The sequence below is a fragment of the Rossellomorea sp. DA94 genome, from assembly GCF_029834455.1.
GTDB lineage: Bacteria > Bacillota > Bacilli > Bacillales > Bacillaceae_B > Rossellomorea > Rossellomorea vietnamensis.
Genome location: NZ_CP122397.1, coordinates 3,253,338 through 3,276,444 on the forward strand (window position 1 = coordinate 3,253,338; position 23,107 = coordinate 3,276,444).

The following is a 23,107-nucleotide window of genomic DNA, read 5'->3' on the forward strand; positions in this document are numbered from 1 at the left end:
TTTTATTCATCCTTTCATCCTGCTCCACCGTTTCACATTTTTAATGGAAACGGGGGATACAGCGATTACGATTCCTCCTGCTATAAAGGAGAATATAAACTTTAACCCATGACTCACGATCGCCATGGAAAGACCAATGCCAAGTGGGATACCGGCAGAAAGCAATGTATAGCTCATGACCGATTCATACGTACCAATTCCTCCAGGGGCAAATTGAAATAACTGGCCGATGATCGTCACACTGTTGACCCAAACCGCTTCCCCCATGGATAGGGGTTCCAGCATGATCATGGAAACACCGTAAAGAATGGCCCCTTCCAATATCCAACTCAAGAATACGAGGGTGATGACTATGAGTCCCCTACCGCCTGATAAGGCAGTTTTCAGCAGTTTGAGCTGTCCTGAGAGAAAGTCGGAAGCGACGTACCGGAAGAGGAGTAACCCGATCAACACGGCACATCCGACCAATCCTATCGAGTATAGACCAGGCAGCTTTAGTGGCAGCGGAATAAATAGCAGACCGATTCCTGCCAGAATCATGAGAAATAAAATGTCCATCACTCTCAAGACGAATACAGAATGAAACGAGCGTGCAACACTGATTTGCTTTTCACGCTGATTCATCACCATGACCCGCAGCCCGTCTCCTACCTTCAATGGAAACAGATGATTAAACAACAAACTGTAAAACAAACCGATTAAACAGCTTGATAATCGAACATGTTCATTCAGGTAGATTTTCCACGCCATCCCTTTTAGTAAAAAGGATAAAAAATAGATTCCTAACACACTGAATAGGATAAAAGGATGCTCTAGCATCTGCCCGATGGCTTCCACCATAAACTCTTTGTCAAAATAGAAGCCGACCAAGAAGAAGAACAGACCTAATAATATCAATCTAACAGCATTCTTTGCGAACTTATAGACCGTTTTGTTCATGTTCTTTCATCCATTGAACCGTTCTTTTTATTCCTTCTTCAAAGGAGACGGAAGGAGAATAGCCGAGGATCTCTTTTGCCTTCCTACTATCTGCATAGGTAGATGTCACATCCCCTGCTCTTCTATCCGTGACGTGGAGCTTGAGGGAAGGGAAGTGTTTTCTCAGTTCACTTACCAGTCCCTCCATTGAAATCGGCGAACCATTCCCGAGATTAAACGTTCCCGACTCTTCACTTCTGATCGCCTTATATGTACCATCCACGATATCATCTATGTACGTATAATCCCTCTTATTCTCAAGTCCATAAATCGGAATTTCCCCACCATTCATAAGCTTTTTGATGAAAGAATAGATCGCCATGTCGGGTCTGCCCCATGGCCCATAGACCGTAAAGAAACGAAGGATCGTCAAGTCCATTCCATAAATGGACGCATAGGCTTTACAAAACGATTCGGCACTGTACTTGGCAGCGGCATATGGAGACACCACCTCACCCGTCGCGTCATCTTCTTTGGATGGTTTGTGATCGGTATTTCCATAAACGGATGAAGAAGAAGCAAAGACAAATTTCTTTATTCCGCTCTCCCCCGCCATCCGCAGCGTGTTGATCGTCGCTTTGATATCATAATCGACATATTCATTCGGTACACGCAAGGAATGGGAAACGCCCGGAATCGCCGCCAAGTGAACGACGCAATCGGCTTTAAAATCATGGAATACTTCTTGTAACTCCTTTTCATCCAGTAGTAAATCCTTTTGGACGAAGCGGAATGAACCCATTTCCCTCACAAAGGACAACTGCCTCTTTTTTCTTTCAGGTGAATAATAGGGATGAAAGCTGTCTACGATCAACAGCTCGTGTTTCTCTTCAATGAGCTTCCTCGATAGATGGGATCCAATGAACCCGGCCCCTCCCGTAACTATAATCTTCAATTCCTTACACCTCGTACATTACGATTTAATCATTTCTATATTGTACCTCACCTGAGTGAGAAAGTGAAAAAGGGTTGACCCCCATGTGCATAAAAGCACCATCCCCCAAGCAGCACTTGAAGGATGGACTTTACGCACGGGTCAACCCAATAAACTATTTATTCGCTTTCGCCACCACATCATTCAATACGTTCTGAATGTTCGTTCTGAGCGTTTCTGCTTTCTCTTTATCCTGTGACTTAACAGCTTCTAAGTAGCTTTGAGCATCGCTTGATAGAGATTGATATTCTTCTTCACCCATAAGGCTCTTTAGATCTGATGAGATCAGATCAATGAACAGTGCACCTTCCAAGGCTGTGATTGCCGCCTTATCTTCGCCCCAGTTCTCTCCACTTTCCTCATATTCGTGTATGGCGATTTTAGAGAAACCGCGGACAAATGCATGATTCACTGCTTCAGGGTCAATGGATGTCACATCCGTTTGCAGATCGAATTGTTTGTTGATCATCTCTGCTTCTTCCGGGGCATTCCCTGATAAATAACTATCAAGAGATTGATAGAATGCCCACCCTTCTGCCTGCTCGGCTTTTGCAGCTTCGGCATTTTCCTTCGCTTCTTCAGACGCCTTCATGGCATAACCGTTCGGAAGGGCACCTGCAGCAAGATAAAATGTCTTCATGAGCGTCTTATCCACGACTTGTTTCCCCAATTGGAAACCGAGCTCATTATCCTCTTCAACCGCCTTCTCCATTTCACTGAAACCACCATTTATTGCATCAACCATTTTCGTGTCATAAGCCTGGTCACGCTTTTGAACAGTCGGCTCTAAGATGGCATAGAACTCTTTCGCTTCTTCTATTTCTTCATTGACTTCTTCTGTATTACCCCAGTTTTCCGCTATTTCCGTAAATTCATGCTTCATCGATGTATAGAATACTTTTTGCATTAATTTATCAAAAATCTGTGCTACCACCACTTGATCGAGGGAACCATCCTTACCTGCTTCAAGGGCTGTGGAAATATGTTCATCCACTTTACCTTCTGTTTCCTGGTCACGTTTTTGCACAAGCTCCTGTAAGTCATCCTTATAAATGGACGTCACTTTATCATAATCGACTTCTTTGTCTTCTTTCGCTTTTGAAAGTTCAGCCTTCGCTTCTTCGAATGAGGCAGAGAAATCAATGTCCGCTTGTTCAGTTTCATCTTCTTTTTCAACCTGTTTTGAATCATTTGAAGCAGACGTTTTGTCTTCACTGCTCTTCTCATCTGTTCCACAACCCGCCAAAACAGAACCTGTTAATAAGAATGCTGCAAAAATCTTCGTTAAATCTCTCTTTCTCATATGTATAGACCTCCGACTGTTTAAATGATAATGATTTTCAATTCCATTTAAATTATATCGAGAACGATTCTCATAGTCAACGAGTTTTTGAAAATTTGTGGAGGAGAACTCTGGACACAACAAAAAAACCGGAGCTGAAGTTCAGCCCCGGTTTCCCATCAATATTTCTTATACGTGTTTGTTTAATAATTCAGCAAGTGCTTCCTTAGGTTGGAAACCGATTACTTTGTCTACTACTTCGCCGTCTTTAAGGACAACCAAAGTAGGGATACTCATTACTCCGTATTTACCTGCTGTTTCCTGGTTTTCATCAACGTCGACTTTGACGATTTTCACTTTGTCGCCCATTTCGCTATCAAGCTCTTCCAGTACAGGAGCGATCATTTTACAAGGTCCACACCAAGGAGCCCAGAAATCCGCAAGTACCAGTCCAGAGTTTGTATCAGTTGTGAATGATTGATCAGTAGCATGTGTAATAGCCATATATATGCGCCTCCTAAAATCTTTTAATGTAACGTAAGTATATCACCGTTTTTTTTTGGATGCTATCTTTCTGCTCGTAGGTAATATTCCCGTTTGAATATGGAATATACCCCGGGAGAAAAAATAAGGCGCAGCCCGTGATTCAGCTACGTCCTTATTTGTATTCATATTATTCTCATACCCCTTATTCGTTCCTGTAAACGTATGAACGGATTAAGAAGAAGATACTTTTAATTTCTTGAATTCTTCCGTTAACATCGGTACCACTTCGAACAGGTCTCCAACGATTCCGTAATCCGCTACGTTAAAGATATTCGCTTCAGGATCTTTATTGATCGCAACGATGACCTTGGAGTTGGACATACCTGCTAAATGCTGGATAGCTCCTGAAATACCACATGCAATATATAGATCAGGCGTTACGACTTTACCTGTTTGACCAATTTGCAGTGAGTAATCGCAGTAGTCAGCGTCACACGCTCCACGGGAAGCTCCCACAGCTCCACCAAGCACGTCGGCAAGTTCCTGAAGAGGATTGAATCCATCTTCACTCTTCACACCGCGTCCGCCGGCGATGATGACTTTCGCTTCAGAAAGATCCACCCCTTCGCTCGCTTTCCGGACGACTTCTTTAATGATGGTACGCAGGTCTTTAATATCGACAGAAAGGGATGTAACCTCTCCACTACGTGACTCATCCTTCGCCAACGGCTCGATGTTGTTTGGACGGATCGTCGCAAAGATCACACCGTCAGTCACGATTTTCTTTTCAAATGCTTTCCCTGAATAGATCGGTCTTGTAAAGACAAGGTTACCGCCTGCTTCTTCAAGATCCGTTGCATCGGAAATCAATCCTGTGCTGAGCTTGCTTGCCACTTTAGGGGAAAGGTCTTTCCCAAGTGCCGTATGACCGAAAATGATGCCTTCAGGCTTTTCTTCCTCAATGACTGAAAGGATGGCTTGTGAATACCCGTCTGACGTATACTGTTCCAGTTTATCGTTTTCAACGACTACCACTTTGTCCGCACCATATTGAATCATTTCTTCTCCTAAAGCGCTTACACTCTTGCCAACTAGAACTCCTACGACTTCTCCGCCTTCAGATACTGTTTTCCCTGCCGCAATCGCTTCAAAGGAAACATTACGTAATGATCCGTCCCGAACTTCTCCAAGTACTAATACTTTTCTCGCCATGTTAAAATACCCCCTGAATGTTAGTTATTCCTGTGACTCTCGCTTATATAACTTTCGCTTCATTGCGAAGAAGGGAAACAAGCTCTGATACTTGAGCGTCCAATTCGCCTTCTAATACTTTACCGGCTTCCTTCTTCGGTGGAAGGTAGATTTCAATTGTCTTGGTCTTCGCTTCTACATCATCTTCGTCTAAATCGATATCGTCCAATTCCACTTCATCCAAAGGCTTCTTCTTTGCCTTCATGATTCCTGGAAGGGATGGATAACGAGGTTCGTTCAATCCTTGTTGAGCAGTCACTAATAATGGAAGAGACGTTTCGATGACTTCTGAATCCCCTTCTACGTCACGCGTGACCGTTACGGTTTCACCATCGATTTCGAGTTTCGTGATCGTCGTTACATAAGGAATATCAAGCTGTTCTGCCACACGTGGTCCAACTTGTCCAGATCCACCGTCAATAGCAACATTACCTGCAAGGATCAAATCAACTTCCTGTTCTTTTAAATAGTGAGCAAGAATTTTGGCTGTCGTGAATTGATCTCCATGATCAAGATCATCTTCTGTATTGATCAGTACTGCTTTGTCAGCACCCATTGCTAGAGCCGTTCTCAATTGCTTTTCGCTTTCTTCCCCGCCGACCGTTACCACTGTCACTTCGCCGCCATGTGCATCACGGACTTGAATGGCTTCTTCGACTGCATATTCATCGTAAGGATTTATGATAAATTCAGCTCCGTCTTCGGCAATTTGACCGTTTTGGATCGAAATTTTCTCCTCAGTATCAAACGTTCTTTTCAAAAGTACATAGATGTTCATTCGTAAGTCCCTCCTAATAATGTAAACATTCTTTCCCTTAAAAAGATTTCGACAATTTAACCCCTTTGAATGGGCAGCATTGACATGCAACACTGCCCCTCAATAAGAGTTTACTATATTACTAGAATGTATTCTAGCCTTTAAAGTGTGGTTCTCTCTTTTCAACGAAGGCTGAAATACCCTCTTTGGCATCCGCGGACACAAATACTTCACCAAACAGATCCGATTCTCTCATCACACCTTCATAGAACCGGTCATCTTTCGTATAACTAAGTAGTTCGATGGCAGCCTTCATGGCTCCCGGACTCTTCTTCGCAATCTTATCGGCCATTTCCTTCGCCTTATCGAAAAGCTCGTCCTCCGGATATGCCTTATTGGCAAGCCCCCACTGAACCGCTTCTGTTCCGCTGATCGGGTCACTCGTCAACAGCATTTCTGCTGCTTTCGCCCGTCCAACCAGTTTTGGAAGGCGCTGTGATCCTGCAAATCCTGGAACCAGCCCGAGTTGAAGCTCCGGTAAGCCGAGTTTGGCATTTTCACTCACCAATCGGATATGACAGCCCATGGCGAGTTCCAGTCCGCCACCTAATGCGGCACCATGAATGGCTGCAATGATCGGTTTCGGGAAGTTCTCCATCCGTTCAAAGACGTCCTGGCCTTTTTTCGCAAGCTTGGAGAATTCTTCACCACTTTCGATCGTCGTGAATTCCTTGATATCGGCACCAGCCGAGAAGAAGCGTCCCTCACCTTTCAGTAAGATCACCCGGACATCCGAATTGGTTTCAAGTTCATCAAGAACCGCGTCGATTTCCTTGATGAGTCCACTTGCTAGTGCATTTGCGGGAGGTCTTTGAATCAGGACGGTTGCGACCTGTCCCTCTAAGACCCATGATAAACTTTCCATCTCTAATCCCCCTAAACTAGTTTAGTTCCTGCCTCTGCATCCATGAAGCAATAGCTTATGAATAGCAGGGACTTGTTCGACTAAGTCGTATTTCTGATCGTTCATCACCCATGTTGTCGCCATTTCATCCAGAGTGCCAAAGATCATTTGGCGGGCGAGGCGAACATTCAGATCACTTGAGAACTCGCCAGATTCGATCCCGCTGATCAGGATCTTATCGACTAATTCCAGATAGCCCTTTAACACATCATTGATTTTCAATCGTATATCTTTATTCGATTGTCTAAGCTCCAATTGTGTGACGATGGCGAGATGATGATCATCCGACAGTATCCTACAATGATTTTCAATCATCACTAATAATTTCTCTGAAACTGTCTGTTTTCCTGCAATAACTTCTTCGATTTTTTCGACAAAGAGAACCATTTTTTCTTTAAACAACGAAATCAGGATATCTTCTTTGTTTTTAAAATAAAGATAGATGGTTCCGTCAGCCACCCCTGCCTGCTTTGCAATCTTTGACACCTGTGCCTGATGGTACCCATTTTCTGCTATTACAATAACAGCAGCATCGATAATTTGCATGTATTTTGGTTTATTTCGTTTCATAAGTTTTGACCTGCCTTAACAAAATATGAATGACCATTCATTCATATTTCCATAATAAAAGGTTTCTCATTGATTGTCAAGAAGGGATCCTTGTCCCACTTCCAATCAAAAAGAAAAAGCTCAAGTGGGTGACAGCCTAACTTGTTTTCTGCTCATCCTCTATCTTTTGCCGTTCCTCATCCACGAGGGCCCTTCTCAGGATTTTCCCGACAGCTGTTTTAGGCAGTTCCTTCCTGAATTCATAAATCCTCGGCACTTTATAGGCAGCCAGGTATTTACGGGAATATTCATTCAGTTCCTCCTCCGTCAGGGACTCTCCTTCCTTCAGGACAACGTATGCCTTGACGGTTTCCCCTCTATACGGATCCGGGACCCCTGCTGCGACAACTTCCTGAATCGCTGGATGTTCGTAGAGGACTTCTTCGATTTCCCGGGGATAGATATTAAAGCCGCCGGCAATGATCATATCCTTCTTACGATCCACTACGTAAAAATAGCCCTTTTCATCCATATAGCCTATATCTCCCGTCAACAGCCATCCGTCCTTTAACGTTTGTTCCGTTTCCTCAGGCCGGTTCCAGTATCCTTTCATCACCTGCGGACCCTTGACGACGATTTCACCCATCTCATTCGGCGGCAGGGGTTCTCCCGTTTCCATTGAGAACACGGCACTGTCCGTACCCGGCCATGGAACACCGATGCTTCCCTTTATCCTCGCTTTATCCCAAAGGAAATTGGAATGAGTGACTGGGGATGATTCGGTCAATCCGTATCCTTCGACGAGCTTCCCACCCGTGACTTCCTCGAATTGCTGCTGCACCTCAACCGGTAATGGCGCACTTCCACTGAGACATGAATCGATGGATGATAAGTCATATTTCTTTAAATCCGGGTGATTCAAGAGTCCGATATAGATGGTCGGGGCTCCTGGAAACAGGGTAGGCTTCAGTTTCTGAATCGTCTTCAATGTTGTTTCTGCATCAAACTTAGGAAGCAGGATCATCTTATATCCCTGCATGACGGAAAGAATCAGCACGGCAGTCATGCCATACACATGAAAGAATGGCAGGATCCCAAGCATCTTTTCTTCCCCTTTTGTACACTTATACAGCCAGGCATCGCACATGGAGGCATTGGCCACCAGATTCTTATGGGTCAGCATGACGCCTTTGGGGAAACCTGTCGTACCGCCTGTGTATTGAAGCAGGGCAAGATCATTTTCAAAATCGAATTCTTCCTGGGATATCGCTTCAGCCACCGCCGATTTCATGATTTCCGTGAATAAATGATTCTGCCCTCTATGGTCCACCTTCACGACGATACCATATTGTTTCTTCTGGATGAATGGGTAAATGAGATTCTTAGGGAAAGGAAGATAGTCTTTGATAGCGGTTACAATGATGTGCTCAAGGTCGGTGTTTTTCATCACTTTCGATACTCTTGGATACAGAATGTCCAATGTAAGGATCACCTTGGCTCCGGAGTCTTTCATTTGATATTCGATTTCCCTTTCCATATATAATGGATTGGTTTGTACCACCACTCCGCCTGCATAAAGGATGCCGTAATAGGCGATAACGGATTGGGGGGTATTGGGAAGCATGATCGCTACCCGATCGCCCTTGTTGATCCCAAGTGTTTTAAGGTATCCGGCGAATGTAAGAGCCGATTCGTATAGTTCCTTGTATCCTATCTCTTTGCCCATGAAATGAATCGCTGCTTTATCTCCGTACAGAGAAGCGGCTTCGGTCAAATAGGACTGCAAAGGTTTTTCAACTAGGTTGAGCTCCTTTGGTATTTCCGCCGGGTATTCAGCAAGCCATGGTTGGTTCATTGTAATCCCTCCTTCTGAATAGTTAGAAAATTTATTCTATTCATTATTATAATATAAGGGGACTTCAGTTACAATTTGAAATAAATGCCGACATACTTTCTTCCTATCCATGAAGCTTGACCTTCCTTACAGAACTTTTTTCAAAAGAAAACAGACTGCCTATTCCACCATATGACAGTCTGTTTGTACAATATTATTATTTTGGGATTGTGTTTTTCCCCTGAGTGCCCTGAGTCAAGTAAAGAACAACATATAGATGATGCCGACGACTATAAAGCCGCCGCACAGGGTGAGCAGAACTTTCGCCAATGTTTCCATATTCCCTCTCCTTACGATATACCGGCTCCTATGACATAGGATAATCCGACTGAAATGACCAGTGAAATGAAGCCTACCGCCCGGTTATCATTTTCAATTTCCTCATCGATCCTGAATTTCGGAGTCAGGAACTCATAAATGAAATACCCGATCAACAGCAGGAAAAAGCCAAACACACCCCACCCGATCGTCGTGAGGATGGTATCGTTATGACTGATGGAATGCCGGAAAATATTCGCGATCCCGAATATTTTCCCTCCCGTTGCCATGGCCACGGCCATATTCCCTTTTTTGATTTCTTCCCAGTTCCGATATTTTGTCACCAGTTCAAAGACCGCTAAGAACAACACGAGACAAAGGATGACTACACTGTAATTCCCCGCCGTCTGAACAAATTCATTTTCCCAAAAGTTCTCCATCGTAAAGCTCCCTTTACCTTGTTATTTAAATTGAACGACCGTTACACCCGTTCCACCTTCACCTGCATCCCCGAAACGGATACTCTTGACCGACCGGTGATTCTTCAAGTACTCCTGCACTCCCTGTCTCAAAGCCCCCGTTCCTTTTCCGTGGATGATGGAAACGCGTGGGTAGCCTGCAAGCAGAGCGTCATCAATGTACTTCTCCACCCTCGATAAGGCATTTTCAAAACGTTCTCCGCGCAAGTCAAGTTCGAGGCTGACATGAAAATCTTTCCCTTTCACCGTAGCGAGGGGTTTCGTTTCGACCTTTTGTTGGGATTGAATGAATTCAAGATCCGATTCCTTCACTTTCATCTTCATGATGCCCATCTGGACCTGCCATTCCTTCGCCGATACCCGCTCGACCAAATGACCCTTTTGATCGAAGCTCAGTACTTTGACTTCGTCCCCGGCCTTCAATTCATGCTGGGATCCAGTCGCTTTCTTCTTTTGACCCGTTTTCAGCTTAGGAGTCGCATCTTCAAGCTGTTTTTTCGCCTGGATCAATTCATGTTCTTTGATCTGGGCCGACTTCTCCTGCTGCATTTTCCGCAGATCCTTGATGACCTGCTCGGCTTCCGCCTTCGCTTTTTCAACGACCTCACTGGCTTTTTGCTGTGCTTTTTCGTAAAGGGTATCCTTCTTCTCGTAATACTCCATCATTTGCTTCTGCATGTCTTTATGCATCTTCTCAGCCTGTCTCAACAGCTCATGGGCTTCCTCGAGCTCCCGTTCACCCTGGCGCCTGCTGTCTTCAAGGGAAGCGATCATATTCTCGACTTCTTTGCTATCGGTACCGATATGGGACTTCGCCCGTTGAATGACACCATCTGACAATCCCAGACGTTTGGAAATGTCAAAGGCATTACTTCTTCCCGGGACCCCAAGCAATAGCTTATACGTGGGGCTTAATGTCTCTACATTAAATTCCACACTGGCATTCACGACTCCTTCACGATTATACCCATACGCCTTCAACTCTGGATAGTGAGTGGTCGCCACAACCCTTGCCCCTTTTCCATGAACTTCATCAAGGATGGAAATCGCTAATGCCGCCCCTTCCTGAGGATCGGTACCGGCACCAAGCTCATCGAACAGCACCAGACTCTCATGATCGACCTTTTTCAAAATGTCGACGATGTTCACCATATGGGAGGAGAAGGTACTCAAACTTTGTTCAATCGATTGCTCATCCCCTATGTCAGCGTAAATCGTGCGGAATACACCGACCTCGGAACCATCAAGTGCCGGAATCGGAAGACCGGCCTGTGCCATCAAGCTTGTTAAGCCCAGTGTTTTCAACGTGACGGTTTTACCCCCGGTATTCGGTCCGGTGATGACGATGGAAGAAAATTCATTCCCAAGTTCGATATCATTCGCCACTGCCTCATCGATGGGCAAGAGGGGATGACGTGCTTTATTCAGCTTCACCCGGCGTTCATTATTGATCGTCGGCTTTGACCCTTTGATTGATCGTCCGAATTTCGCCTTGGTAAACATGAAATCCACGTCTGACAGGACGTTGACGATCAGAAGCAGTTCTTCTCCCGATTCTTGTACACTTTCAGACAGTTCCTGAAGAATCTTCTCGATTTCCGTCTGCTCTTTCAAACGAAGCTCACGGAGCTGGTTATTCAGCTGAACAATCGCTTCAGGCTCGATGAATAACGTCTGCCCGGAAGAAGATTGATCATGGATGATCCCGCCATATTGCCCCCTGTATTCCTGTTTGACCGGGATGACGTATCGATCATTCCGGATGGTGATGATCGCATCGGAAAGCATCTTCTGTGCGTTGGATGAACGGATCATCCGCTCCAGCTTCTCCCGTATCCGCCCTTCGTTGGCACGCAGCTGGGTCCGGATCGTACGGAGGGTTTCACTCGCCGTATCCAATATTTCACCATTGTCATCCACCACTTTACGTATATCCTGCTCTAAATGAGGAAGCGGGATGACCGTCCCCATCTTGCCTTGTAAGAGGGGAATATCCACCTCTTCCTCCAAGAGCTCTTCTACAAAAAGGGTCAGCTTCCGGCTTGCCCGGATTGTACTTGCCACCTGGACGAATTCAGACGGAGAAAGCATACCGCCGATTTGGGCACGCTTCACATTAGGGCGTATATCAAAAATCCCGCCAAGCGGGGCATGACCTTTCAATCTGAGAATCGTCATGGCTTCATCCGTCTCTTCATGAAGAGCGGTGATCTCTTCATAATCGACCGACGGCATGAGGGAGGAAACCCTTGCATGACCAAGGGCAGATGCTGCAAATTGCTTTAATAATTCTTTGATTTTATCAAACTCTAACGTTTTCAATACTTTAGAATTCACGGAATGTATTCCACCTTTTATCAGTTTCGCTTAATGTATTGTATGAACTCATTTTTGTCCCATGTATTGATGACCGTGTCTTTCTTGATCCATCCTTTACGTGCCGTACCGACACCCACTTCCATAAATTCCAGATGATCGATACTGTGGGCGTCCGTGTTGATAACAAGCTTCACACCCTGCTCCTGTGCTTTCCGGATGTTTTCAGCAGACAGATCCAGACGATTCGGATTGGCATTCAGTTCAAGAGCTGTACCGGTTTCTTTCGCCAATTGGATAAGAAGATCCATATCGACGTCATATCCTTCCCGCCTGCCGATGATCCTGCCAGTAGGATGGGCGATGATATCCACATGGGCACTTTCCAATGCCGTCTTCAATCTCTCCATGATTTTTTCACGGGGCTGCGAAAAGCTTGAATGAATGGAAGCAATGACGAGATCCACTCTCTTCAAAAGGTCATCATCATAGTCAAGGGTACCGTCAGGAAGGATATCCATCTCGATTCCCGAAAGGATTTCTATATCATCATACTTTTTATTCAGTTCCTTTATTTCATCGATTTGCTTCACCAACCGTTCGGGAGTGAGGCCGTTAGCCACCCGTAAATACTGGGAATGGTCTGTGATCGCCATATAATGATACCCCTTGGCACGGCATGCCTCTACCATCTCTTCAATGGAATAGGCACCGTCGGACCATGTGGAGTGCATGTGAAGATCGCCCTTTATATCATTCAGGGTAAGGAGCGGGTAATCCCCCTTGAACGCCTCCACTTCCTTTCCATCTTCCCGTAGCTCAGGCGGGATCCAGGGAAGGTCGAAGTGATGATAAAATGCTTCTTCGGAATCGAATGTTTTCACGTCACCTGTTTCACTATTCTCAACGCCATATTCACTGATCTTCTCTCCGCGTTCTTTGGCAAGCTGGCGCATACGGACGTTATGATCCTTCGATCCCGTGAAATGATGCAGGGTCGTGGCAAATTCCTCAGGCTTCACGATGCGAAAATCGATGCTCACATCCCAATGATACTGGAGGGTCAGTGACACCTTAGTGTCCCCGGCTGCAATCGTCTCAACGATATTCGGCAACTTCAGAAGCCCTTCCTTCACTTTTTCCGGATGCTCGGTCGAGATGATGAAATCCAGATCTTTAATGGTTTCTCTCATCCTTCTTAAGCTGCCGGCTCTCGAATACGTTCCGATGCTGTCGATTTCAGAAAGATAGCCTTCTATTTCTTCCGCGATGCCCATCATAAAGCCGATTGGAAGCCGGTCCGGTCTTTTCCCAACCTGCTCAATGGAAGCAAGGATCTTTTCTTCGGTCTTTTTTCCGAAGCCTGCAAGTGCCTGTACTCTGTTCTCTTTACACGCTTCTTCCAGGTCCTCTATGCTTTCGACTCCCAGCTCACTGTATAGCTTCGCGATTTTCTTCCCCCCAAGACCCGGCAATTGCAAAAGAGGGATCAACCCCTTCGGCACTTCTTCCTTCAGCCCTTCAAGAACAGAGGAGGTTCCTTCATTTATGTACTCTTCAATAACGGAGGCCGTGCCTTTGCCGATCCCGGCGAGCTTTGTGAAGTCGCTGATTTCCTGCAGGCTCCGGTCATCATTTTCAAGGGCCGCTGCCGCTTTTCGGTAGGCGGATGTTTTAAACGAATTCTCGCCTTTCAATTCCATATATATCGCAATGTTTTCTAATAATTTTATAATATCTTTTTTATTCAAAGGAATCACCTACAATCATAGAATTAACGATCAGGAACCATGTTCATTCAAATATCCAGAACGTCTCCAATTATATAGTAGCAAAACTGGTAGAAAAAGAAAAAAGACTGACTTATAAGATGAACAAATCGTTAATGGCTTTCCTAACGAATGTAAGTTGCATACTTATAGTCAGCCCTTTTTCAGGCTACATATTCAATCCACCAGGATTTCACCATATCGGAGAAAACAGGAGTATGTTTCACCATCGCTTGTGCAATGAATGAGTTATTGATGAATGTTTGAACCGACTCGATCGGCAATAATACCGCAATATACAAGAGTATGAATATCATTAAATAGGATTCAACAAAACCGAGTATCCCACCGCCAAGAACATTCAGCTGCTTCAATAGTGGAAGATGGGCGACAAAGTCAAGCATCGATCCGATGATTTGAAGAATGATGCGCACTGCGAAGAAAATCATCGCAAACGCGATTACACGGTAATATGCCTGATCCAGATGGGTCGATTCAAAGATCATATTTAACGTGGATTGCTCGTCCAATACAGGATAAGGAATCCATAATGTCAGCTTGGGTGCAAGCTGATCATAGTATATGTATGCTACAATGAAAGAAACGATAAATCCGAAAATGTGGATGACCTGCAGAATGAATCCACGTTTTAAACCTATTAAAAACCCTATCACCAGGATGACCAACAAAGCTAAGTCCAACATCTTTATTCAATCCTTTAATCGTTTAATTTCCCGTTCAAGCTCTTCAAACTTTTCCTGAAGTTTGAGATAATCGTTCACGGCATTGACAGCTGTCAAGACCGCAAGCCTGCTTGTGTCGAGAGATGGATTCATGGAGTTGATTTCTCTCATTTTGTCATCCACTTTAGAACAAACGTATCGGATTTGACTTGTTGATTCAGTCCCAACAATCGTATACTGTTGACCATATATGTCCACCGTGGTGCGATTTTTTTGTTCTTCTGACAACCTGAAAGCCCCCCATTCATAAGAATCCTACACATAATCATACCATGAAGTCTTTTGATTATGGAAGGAATTTGTCATATACACTCACATTTTTTATTAAAATCAAGAACATTGTCATAAGGAGAGAGAAGCATGGCCAATACCGTCATACAAACAACGAAAGAGACAATCGAGAAAATGAAAAGTCATTACAAACATGCATTAATCGAAAAACTGCCGCCGGGGGCAGTCTTTGTCGCAAAACCCTCAGGCTGTACGATCACCGCTTATAAATCGGGTAAAGTAATGTTTCAAGGGGCAAACGGTGAAGGTGAGGCAAGCCGGTGGGGAAGCAGCGCACCAGCCAAGGTGAAATCCCCTTCCAAAGGGACTGCCAGCCTCCCCGAAAATTTCGCAAATTGGTCCGTCATCGGTTCTGATGAAGTGGGGACAGGAGACTTCTTCGGCCCGATCACCGTGGTGAGCGCTTACGTAAAAAAAGAGCAGATCCCACTCATGAAAGAGCTCGGGGTCAAAGATTCCAAAAACCTATCCGACCCTCAAATCATCAGTATTGCCAGGGACCTGATTTCCACCATTCCCTATTCACTGCTCATTCTCCACAACCCGAAATACAATGAGATGCAGGCAAAAGGAATGACCCAGGGGAAGATGAAAGCACTCCTTCATAACAAAGCCATACTGAACCTGCTGGAAAAGATGGCTCCGGAACAACCAGAAGGCATCTTGATCGATCAGTTCGTCGAAAAGAATACATATTTCAAACACATCGCTGCCCAATCGAAAATCCAGCGGGAACGCGTATACTTCAGCACAAAAGGTGAAAGCATCCATCTGGCAGTCGCAGCGGCATCGATCATCGCGCGCTACGCATTCTTAAAAGAAATGGACAAGCTGAGTGCCAAAGCAGGTGTAGAAATACCGAAAGGCGCCGGTAAACACGTAGATGTGGCAGCCGCGAAGATCATCAAACGAAAAGGGATCGAAGAATTACAGTCCATGACGAAATGGCATTTCGCCAATAGTGAAAAGGCGATGAGGTTGGCGAGGAAATGAGGATGATGGCCCCACTGGTGTCGCTGGTGGGGTTTTTTTGTTTGGGTTTTTTGGGGTGGTGGGGTTGGTGTTCAGCAGGATAATTTTGGTTGGTATTCAGCTACTGATTTTTCTTTGTTTTTCAGCAGGTGAAGTTTGGTGTTTTTTTAGCTGTTGAATGTTGGGGATATTTCAGCAGGAGAATTTCCCCGTTTTTTCTCCTGTTGAATATACGTCATATTTCACCTGCTGAATTCCACCATTATTTCTCCTGTCAAAATCCCCTCCTATTTCAACAGGCAAACAATCCCACACCACATACAAAAAAAGATGCCAGACCAATGTCTGACACCTCTCTCCAAAAGTCGAATTATCCTCTCAATTCGGCTCCTGCTTTTTCTTTTACGGTTGCGAGTACTCCATCATGCACTTTCACCACTTCTTCATCGGTCAATGTTTTTGCCGGATCGAAGTATTTCAAGGAGAATGCAAGTGATTTCTTGCCTGCTTCCATATGCTCGCCTTCATACAGGTCGAAGACGGACACTTCTTTCAGAAGTTTTCCTCCTGCTTCTTTGATGATGGATGCCAGGTCCCCGGCTTTCACATCCGTGTTCACTACAAGGGCGATATCCCTTGTGATCGATGGATGGCGCGGGATCGGCGTGTAGCTTAGGCCTGGCTTTTCATAATGGAAGACAGGTGATGCCTTCAGTTCGAACACATACGTTTCGTTGAGATCCAGTTCTTTTTCCGCTTCCGGATGGATTGCTCCGACGAAACCGATCACTTCGTTGTCAAGTAAGATCTCGGCCGTACGTCCAGGGTGCATGCCGTCTACGGTTGCCTGACGGAATGAGATGGCTTCTGATACACCGATTTCTTCGAACATTCCCTCCAGGATCCCTTTGGCCACATAGAAGTCGACTGGCTTTTTCTCGCCTTGCCAAGGGTGCTGGTGCCACAGGCCGGTCAGCGCTCCTGCAATATGCTCTTCTTCCTGAGGAAGTTCTTCGCCTGTTTCCGTTAAGAATACGGATCCCACTTCATAAAAGGCTAGAGAATCATTTTGACGGGCCTTGTTATATGAAACCACTTCAAGCAGCTGCGGAATGATGCTTAAACGAAGGTTGCTGCGTTCTTCACTCATCGGCATCAATAAGCGGACAGGCTCCCTTACGTCCAGCGCATATTGGCTTGCTTTCTTGTCGTTTGTCAATGAATACGTGATCGCTTGCAGGAGTCCCGCTCCTTCCAGGTATCGGCGGACCGTACGGCGCTTCAGTTGGTGATTCGAAAGGCCACCAGGTGTTGCCTCTCCTTCTGGAAGTGTCATCGGAAGATTGTCATAACCGTAAAGGCGGGCCACTTCTTCCAGTAAATCTTCAGGGATGGTGATATCCCCTCTTCTTGTAGGAGCCGTTACGACGAATGTTCCGCCGTTTACTTCTGCATCAAATTGAAGTCGGCGGAAAATATCTTCCACTGTTTCAACGGAAATGGCTGTTCCAAGTGAAGAATTGATTTTTTCTAGCGTAATCTCTACTTTTACTGGCTCTACGTCCAATTCATTGAATAAAACAGTACCTTCGAGAACTTCCCCTCCTGCATATTCAGCCATCAGTTCAGCCGCTCTTTCCCCGGCTTTCAGGACACGATTCGGATCCACACCCTTTTCATAACGGGTGCTGGCTTCGCTTCTGAGTCCGTGGTCTTTCGATGCACCTCTGACAATGGCACCGGTGAAGTAAGCTGCTTCAAGAAGGACCGTCGTCGTATCGTTCTGGACTTCTGAATTGGCTCCACCCATCACTCCGGCAAGGGCAACGGGTTCAGTCCCGTTCGTAATCACAAGCTGGCTGCTTGATAGCGTTCTTTCCGCATCATCCAGGGTCACGAATGTTTCGCCGTCGTTTGCCCGGCGCACAAGGATTTCCTTTGAACCGAGACGGTCGTAGTCGAAAGCATGGAGCGGTTGACCATATTCCAACAGTACGTAGTTCGTTATATCCACTACGTTGTTGTGGGGACGGATTCCTGCAGAAATCAGTGCATTTTGCATCCAAAGTGGAGATGGACCGATTTTGACATTTTTGATGATTTTAGCCCCGTAAAGAGGATTATCTTCTTTTGCTTCTACTTTTACCGATACATAATCCGAAGCTTTTTCGTTGCCTTCTGATACCTCGGCTGTCGGAAGCTTTACGTCACGGTCCAGGATGGCTGCGACTTCATACGCCACTCCAAGCATGCTTAAGCAATCAGAACGATTGGGTGTCAATCCTAATTCGAGGATCGCATCATCCAGGTTCAATAATTCAACGGCATTGCGACCGACTTCGACCTCATCACTGAATACGTAGATTCCCTCTGCATGCTCTTTCGGTACGAGCTTTCCTTCGACTCCAAGCTCTTGCAGGGAACAGATCATCCCGTGGGATGCTTCGCCGCGAAGTTTGGCTTTTTTGATTTTGAAGTTACCAGGAAGGACCGCCCCTACTTTCGCGACAGCCACTTTTTGGCCCTTTGCTACGTTCGGTGCCCCGCAAATAATTTGGACAGGCTCTTCTTCCCCTACGTCCACAAGGCATTTATTTAACTTATCCGCATCGGGATGCGGCTCACATTGCAAGACATGCCCGACGACCACATTTTTGATCTCTTCGCCGATCCGTTCGACACCTTCGACTTCGATCCCGCTTCTTGTAATCTTCTCTGCCAACTCTTCAGGAGTTGTGCCTGATAAGTCTACATAATTTTCTAACCATTTATATGAAACAAACATGTGTTAGTACCTCCCTATCGTTTTCTTTACTCTTGTGTTCCGAACTGTGTCACAAAGCGAGTATCGTTTGTGTAGAAATGACGGATATCATCGATGCCATATTTTAGCATGGCAATACGCTCTGGTCCCATACCAAACGCGAAACCTGTATATTTCTTCGAATCAAATCCAGCCATTTCAAGGACATTCGGATGAACCATCCCTGCTCCAAGGATTTCGATCCAGCCTGTGCCTTTACATACGCGGCAGCCTTTTCCTCCACAGATCTTACATGAGATATCCATCTCGACAGATGGCTCTGTGAATGGGAAAAAGCTCGGGCGCAAGCGGATTTCACGGTCTTCACCGAACATTTTCTTAGCAAATACATTCAGCGTTCCTTTCAGGTCACTCATGCGGATGTTTTCGTCGATGACAAGGCCCTCGATCTGGGTGAATTGATGGGAATGTGTCGCGTCATCTGTATCACGTCGGTACACTTTCCCGGGACAGATGATCTTGATGGGTCCCTTTCCTTTGGCCAGTTCCATCGTCCTTGCCTGAACCGGTGACGTGTGGGTACGCAAAAGGGTTTCTTCCGTAATATAGAAAGAATCCTGCATATCACGTGCCGGATGTCCTTTAGGGAGGTTCAGGGCTTCGAAGTTATAATAGTCCTTCTCGACTTCCGGTCCTTCAGCAACCGTATAGCCCATGCCGATGAAGAGGTCTTCGATTTCTTCCACGATCATCGTCAGGGGATGGTGATTCCCTTTTTTCACAGGGCGACCGGGTAACGTGACATCGATCGTTTCAGATTGAAGCTTCTTTTCGACCGCTTCTTTTTCAAGAACAGCCTGCTTTGCTTCGATGGTTTCGGTGATCGCTCCACGAACTTCATTGGCAAGTGCCCCCATTTTAGGACGCTCTTCCGCTGAGAGTTTACCCATTCCTTTTAAGGCTTCGGTGACAGGTCCTTTTTTGCCTAAATAAGCAACGCGGATATTGTTCAGTTCTTTCAGATCTTGTGCTTCGTTCACTTTTTCGATGGCTTCTTGTTGAAGGGATCGTAATTTGTCCTCCATTGTTCTTCCTCCTTTAATGTATATCGTCCGAATGTTTCGTTGGATTGGTTTTTAAACAAATAAAAAAACCCCATCCCAAAAAGGGACGAGGTTTATATCGCGGTACCACCCTTATAAGCATATCCACAGGGGGATCTGCTCACTTCATTCGGATAACGGCTTATGCCGGAGCATCTTTACATTCACATTGGAATGGTCCCGATGCCAACTCAAGAGGTGAAATGTTCACATCATGTTTTCTTAAGAATGCTTACAGTCCAGGGCATTCTCTCCCTTGAAGAAGGTCATGTGTTACTTTCCTCTTTCAACGTTTTTAAAGTTATATGTGCATTATTATAGTGAATTTCACGGCATAATTCAAACCTTTTCACGAAATTCACTGCCCATTTTTAAAATAGTACAATAAAATGCCTGCCGCAATGGCCACATTCAAGGATTCACTCTTACCGTAAATAGGGATGTAGAGGTTCCGGTCCGTTTCCTTTAACAGGTCCTTCGACATGCCGTTCCCCTCATTCCCTACGATGAGGGCATAGGAAGATTGCGGGCTGATCGACGTGTACTCCACTCCGTTTTCAAGTGCCGTCCCATACACGGGGATGCCGCGCTCTTTCAGGGCTGAAATGGTTTCAGGCAGTTCTTTTCTGACGATCGGAATATGAAAATGACTTCCTTGTGCCGAGCGCAACACTTTCGGATTATAAGGGTCCACCGTCCCTTTTCCCAACACGACCATATCGATTCCCGCCGCATCGGCTGTACGGATGATGGTGCCGATATTGCCAGGATCCTGAAGGCCGTCGAGAAGCATGAATGTGGATGCCTGATCGGGGTCATACTCATCTTCTCTTTGCCTGCATATCGCAAAGATCCCTTGAGAGGTCTCGGTATCAGAGAGGATTTTCCCGACTTCATCCGATACCATGGTGACAGATACCGAGTCCACCGTCCATTTCTGGGGAAGATCGATTCCTTCCACGAGGATCAACTCAAGGACCGTATCCTCCTGCTTTAATGCTTCTTCCACAAGGTGAAATCCTTCAATGATATATGTGCGGGTGAGATCCCGTTCTTTTTTCGTCAATAATTTCTTCCACTGCTTCACAACAGGATTTTTCGAGGATTGAATATACTTCAATCGTATCCGCTCCTTTTGATTACTATTCAAGGTCTCATTATACCTTAACTTCCATACATAATAAATTCAATTTGAGACAAGATAACAATGAATTCCTCATCCTAGCAAAAAGGAGAAATGCGTGATGAATCTTAACTTACGAAAAGCGATCATACACAATGTATCTGGTAACAACCAGGACGAATTGAGAGACACCATCGTGGATGCCATCCAGGGGGGAGAAGAAAAAACCCTCCCAGGTCTCGGTGTACTCCTTGAAGTCTTCTGGCAAAACGCCGATCCAGAGGAACAGAAAATGGTCCTTGAAACATTAGAGGAATCATTGCAGCAGCAACAAATGCAATAAAGGCATGGGCAATCCTGAATCGGGGTTGCCCTTGTTTTTTTCCCTTGAATGGTTTTAGCCTCACTCCTTCAGTGGTAATACAACATACATAAGAAAACGAAGGGGGAGAAAAAGGGATGAGTCAAAAGAAAAGCGCCTTATTGATCATCGACATGATTAATACGTTTGACTTCCAAGGTGGAGAAAAATTACATGAAAACACAATGAACATCGTCGGAAACATCCGCGATTTGAAGGAGAAAGCGAAGGAATCCGGGCTGCCTGTCATCTATGTGAATGACAACTACGGCCTTTGGCAGGACAATATGAATGATATCATCGAGGAATGCAAAAAAGGGAAAGGCAAAGACGTGATTGAAAAACTCCATCCCGATACAGACGATTATTTTATCATCAAACCGAAACATTCCTGTTTTTTCGGGACTCAGCTTGATATCCTGCTTCATCAGCTGGATGTGAAGCATCTGATTCTAACAGGGATTGCAGGTGACATCTGTGTGCTGTATACCGCCAATGACGCCTATATGAGGGAATATGACATGTCGATACCAAAGGACTGCATGGCATCTGAAACCGAGGAGGACAATGAAAGCGCGATCCGCATCATCAAGAAGACGATTGACGCCGATATGACCTCTTCGAAAGAAATGACATTTGAATAAAGACAAAATAAAGAGACCCTGATCTAAAAGGGTCTCTCTCATTGCAATCAATCAAACGTAATCTTCGCCACGGTGTCGCTGTCTAGCTTCTTGATCACTTCTGTAATCAATTTAACTGCGTTCTCGTAATCATCACGATGCAACATCGCTGCATGTGAGTGGATATAACGTGTCGCAATGGTGATGGATAAGGCAGGAACTCCATTGGCTGTCAAATGGATCGCACCTGAATCCGTTCCTCCGCCTGCGATGGCATCGAATTGATACGGAATGTTATGCTCATCCGCAGTATCTGTCACGAAGTCGCGAAGTCCCTTGTGGGAAACCATGGACGCATCATATAAAATGATCTGTGGACCTTCACCCATTTTACTCGACGCTTCTTTATCAGAAACTCCAGGTGTATCCCCGGCGATTCCAACATCCACACCGAAGCCGATATCAGGCTGAATCTTGGCAGCAGCCGTTCTCGCGCCACGCAGGCCGACCTCTTCCTGTACGGTACCGACTCCATATACGACGTTCGGGTGACTCGCATCCTTCAGGTTTCTTAGTACATCGATGGCAATCGCACATCCAATGCGGTTATCCCATGCTTTCGCCAGTAGCATCTTCTCGTTGTTCATCACCGTGAATTCGAAATGAGGGACCACCATATCTCCCGGTTTCACTCCCCATTCCAGTACTTCTTCACGGCTTGAGGCACCGATATCAATGAACATATCTTTGATGTCCACCGGTTTTTTGCGTGCTTCCGGAGGCAGGATATGCGGCGGCTTGGAACCGATCACACCCGTCACTTCCCCTTGACTCGTCACGATCGTCACACGTTGGGCAAGCATGACTTGAGACCACCAGCCTCCTACGGTTTGAAAGCGCAGGAACCCTTTGCTGTCGATCTGGGTGATCATGAATCCGACTTCATCAAGATGTCCCGCCACCATGATCTTAGGACCGTTTTCATCGCCCACTTTTTTCGCGATCAGGCTACCGAGGTTATCTGTCGTCACTTCATCTGCAAATGGCTCTATGTATTTTTTCATGACTTCCCGTACTTCTCTCTCATTACCCGGTACACCTTTGGCATCGGTTAAATCTTTGAGCATTGTCAATGTTTCATCTAATTTCGCCATTGTTTCGACCCCCTAAATATTGTTTTACCTTTTCATTATACTAAAACCTGTGCGAT

21 protein-coding genes and 1 other annotated feature are annotated in these 23,107 nt (G+C 45.5%); of the genes, 3 read left to right on the forward strand and 18 right to left on the reverse strand.

Annotated features, from left to right (window positions below):
* Window positions 1-6: 6 nt before the first annotated feature.
* The 14 genes from P8596_RS16960 to zapA form a co-directional block, all read right to left on the reverse strand.
* A complete protein-coding gene (locus P8596_RS16960; RefSeq protein WP_279724408.1) occupies window positions 7-939 on the reverse strand; it encodes a lysylphosphatidylglycerol synthase transmembrane domain-containing protein in 933 nt (310 codons plus the stop codon).
* Complete coding sequence (locus tag P8596_RS16965; RefSeq protein ID WP_279724409.1) at window positions 920-1,873, reverse strand: NAD-dependent epimerase/dehydratase family protein; 954 nt, start codon at window positions 1,871-1,873, stop codon at window positions 920-922. Before P8596_RS16965 ends, P8596_RS16960 begins: the two co-directional genes overlap by 20 nt.
* A gap of 154 nt (window positions 1,874-2,027) precedes the next feature.
* The gene (locus P8596_RS16970) at window positions 2,028-3,215 is read right to left on the reverse strand and encodes a hypothetical protein (protein ID WP_279724410.1); all 1,188 of its coding nucleotides are present in this window, start codon (window positions 3,213-3,215) and stop codon (window positions 2,028-2,030) included.
* A 168-nt stretch (window positions 3,216-3,383) separates the two neighbouring features.
* Window positions 3,384-3,698, reverse strand: coding sequence for a thioredoxin (trxA, locus tag P8596_RS16975; protein ID WP_034757073.1), 315 nt, complete (start codon window positions 3,696-3,698; stop codon window positions 3,384-3,386).
* A 213-nt stretch (window positions 3,699-3,911) separates the two neighbouring features.
* Window positions 3,912-4,892, reverse strand: coding sequence for an electron transfer flavoprotein subunit alpha/FixB family protein (locus P8596_RS16980; RefSeq protein WP_279724411.1), 981 nt, complete (start codon window positions 4,890-4,892; stop codon window positions 3,912-3,914).
* A gap of 43 nt (window positions 4,893-4,935) precedes the next feature.
* Window positions 4,936-5,709: an electron transfer flavoprotein subunit beta/FixA family protein gene (locus tag P8596_RS16985; protein ID WP_034757067.1), complete on the reverse strand. Its 774-nt coding sequence runs from the start codon at window positions 5,707-5,709 to the stop codon at window positions 4,936-4,938.
* A 133-nt stretch (window positions 5,710-5,842) separates the two neighbouring features.
* Window positions 5,843-6,613, reverse strand: a complete 771-nt coding sequence (locus P8596_RS16990) for an enoyl-CoA hydratase (RefSeq protein WP_034757064.1) — start codon at window positions 6,611-6,613, stop codon at window positions 5,843-5,845.
* Window positions 6,614-6,634: 21 nt separating this feature from the next.
* Window positions 6,635-7,222, reverse strand: coding sequence for a fatty acid metabolism transcriptional regulator FadR (locus P8596_RS16995; protein WP_034757061.1), 588 nt, complete (start codon window positions 7,220-7,222; stop codon window positions 6,635-6,637).
* A gap of 136 nt (window positions 7,223-7,358) precedes the next feature.
* Window positions 7,359-9,056 carry an AMP-binding protein gene (locus P8596_RS17000; protein ID WP_479565446.1) on the reverse strand — a complete coding sequence of 566 codons (1,698 nt, stop codon included), beginning with the start codon at window positions 9,054-9,056 and terminating at the stop codon, window positions 7,359-7,361.
* Between the two features lie 329 nt (window positions 9,057-9,385).
* The gene (locus tag P8596_RS17005; RefSeq protein ID WP_034757057.1) at window positions 9,386-9,793 is read right to left on the reverse strand and encodes a DUF350 domain-containing protein; all 408 of its coding nucleotides are present in this window, start codon (window positions 9,791-9,793) and stop codon (window positions 9,386-9,388) included.
* Between the two features lie 21 nt (window positions 9,794-9,814).
* The gene (locus P8596_RS17010; protein WP_279724412.1) at window positions 9,815-12,169 is read right to left on the reverse strand and encodes an endonuclease MutS2; all 2,355 of its coding nucleotides are present in this window, start codon (window positions 12,167-12,169) and stop codon (window positions 9,815-9,817) included.
* Window positions 12,170-12,189: 20 nt separating this feature from the next.
* Entirely contained in the window at window positions 12,190-13,899 is a 1,710-nt protein-coding gene (gene polX, locus P8596_RS17015; RefSeq protein ID WP_481900301.1) for a DNA polymerase/3'-5' exonuclease PolX, read from the reverse strand.
* A 182-nt stretch (window positions 13,900-14,081) separates the two neighbouring features.
* Window positions 14,082-14,621, reverse strand: a complete 540-nt coding sequence (locus tag P8596_RS17020; RefSeq protein WP_034757049.1) for a CvpA family protein — start codon at window positions 14,619-14,621, stop codon at window positions 14,082-14,084.
* A 6-nt stretch (window positions 14,622-14,627) separates the two neighbouring features.
* Window positions 14,628-14,888, reverse strand: a complete 261-nt coding sequence (gene zapA, locus P8596_RS17025) for a cell division protein ZapA (protein ID WP_034757046.1) — start codon at window positions 14,886-14,888, stop codon at window positions 14,628-14,630.
* Between the two features lie 132 nt (window positions 14,889-15,020).
* Between zapA and rnhC the strand changes: the two genes are divergently transcribed.
* Window positions 15,021-15,944, forward strand: coding sequence for a ribonuclease HIII (gene rnhC, locus P8596_RS17030; protein ID WP_224519382.1), 924 nt, complete (start codon window positions 15,021-15,023; stop codon window positions 15,942-15,944).
* A gap of 349 nt (window positions 15,945-16,293) precedes the next feature.
* On the opposite strand, the gene pheT is transcribed toward rnhC, so the two are convergent.
* The 3 genes from pheT to P8596_RS17045 all read right to left on the reverse strand — a co-directional run bounded on the left by pheT (window position 16,294) and on the right by P8596_RS17045 (window position 20,910).
* Window positions 16,294-18,708, reverse strand: coding sequence for a phenylalanine--tRNA ligase subunit beta (pheT, locus tag P8596_RS17035; protein ID WP_279724413.1), 2,415 nt, complete (start codon window positions 18,706-18,708; stop codon window positions 16,294-16,296).
* A 26-nt stretch (window positions 18,709-18,734) separates the two neighbouring features.
* The gene (gene pheS, locus P8596_RS17040; protein ID WP_034757039.1) at window positions 18,735-19,772 is read right to left on the reverse strand and encodes a phenylalanine--tRNA ligase subunit alpha; all 1,038 of its coding nucleotides are present in this window, start codon (window positions 19,770-19,772) and stop codon (window positions 18,735-18,737) included.
* A gap of 78 nt (window positions 19,773-19,850) precedes the next feature.
* Window positions 19,851-20,089, reverse strand: a binding site (T-box leader).
* A gap of 59 nt (window positions 20,090-20,148) precedes the next feature.
* Window positions 20,149-20,910 carry a TrmH family RNA methyltransferase gene (locus P8596_RS17045; protein WP_224519380.1) on the reverse strand — a complete coding sequence of 254 codons (762 nt, stop codon included), beginning with the start codon at window positions 20,908-20,910 and terminating at the stop codon, window positions 20,149-20,151.
* 124 nt (window positions 20,911-21,034) lie between these two features.
* On the opposite strand from P8596_RS17045, the gene sspI reads away from it, so the two are divergent.
* Both sspI and P8596_RS17055 read left to right on the forward strand, forming a co-directional pair.
* The gene (sspI, locus tag P8596_RS17050; protein ID WP_034757033.1) at window positions 21,035-21,256 is read left to right on the forward strand and encodes a small acid-soluble spore protein SspI; all 222 of its coding nucleotides are present in this window, start codon (window positions 21,035-21,037) and stop codon (window positions 21,254-21,256) included.
* A gap of 116 nt (window positions 21,257-21,372) precedes the next feature.
* Complete coding sequence (locus tag P8596_RS17055; RefSeq protein ID WP_279724414.1) at window positions 21,373-21,918, forward strand: cysteine hydrolase family protein; 546 nt, start codon at window positions 21,373-21,375, stop codon at window positions 21,916-21,918.
* A 47-nt stretch (window positions 21,919-21,965) separates the two neighbouring features.
* Here P8596_RS17055 and P8596_RS17060 read toward each other — a convergent pair whose 3' ends face one another.
* The gene (locus tag P8596_RS17060; protein WP_034757028.1) at window positions 21,966-23,051 is read right to left on the reverse strand and encodes a M42 family metallopeptidase; all 1,086 of its coding nucleotides are present in this window, start codon (window positions 23,049-23,051) and stop codon (window positions 21,966-21,968) included.
* Window positions 23,052-23,107: the final 56 nt, after the last annotated feature.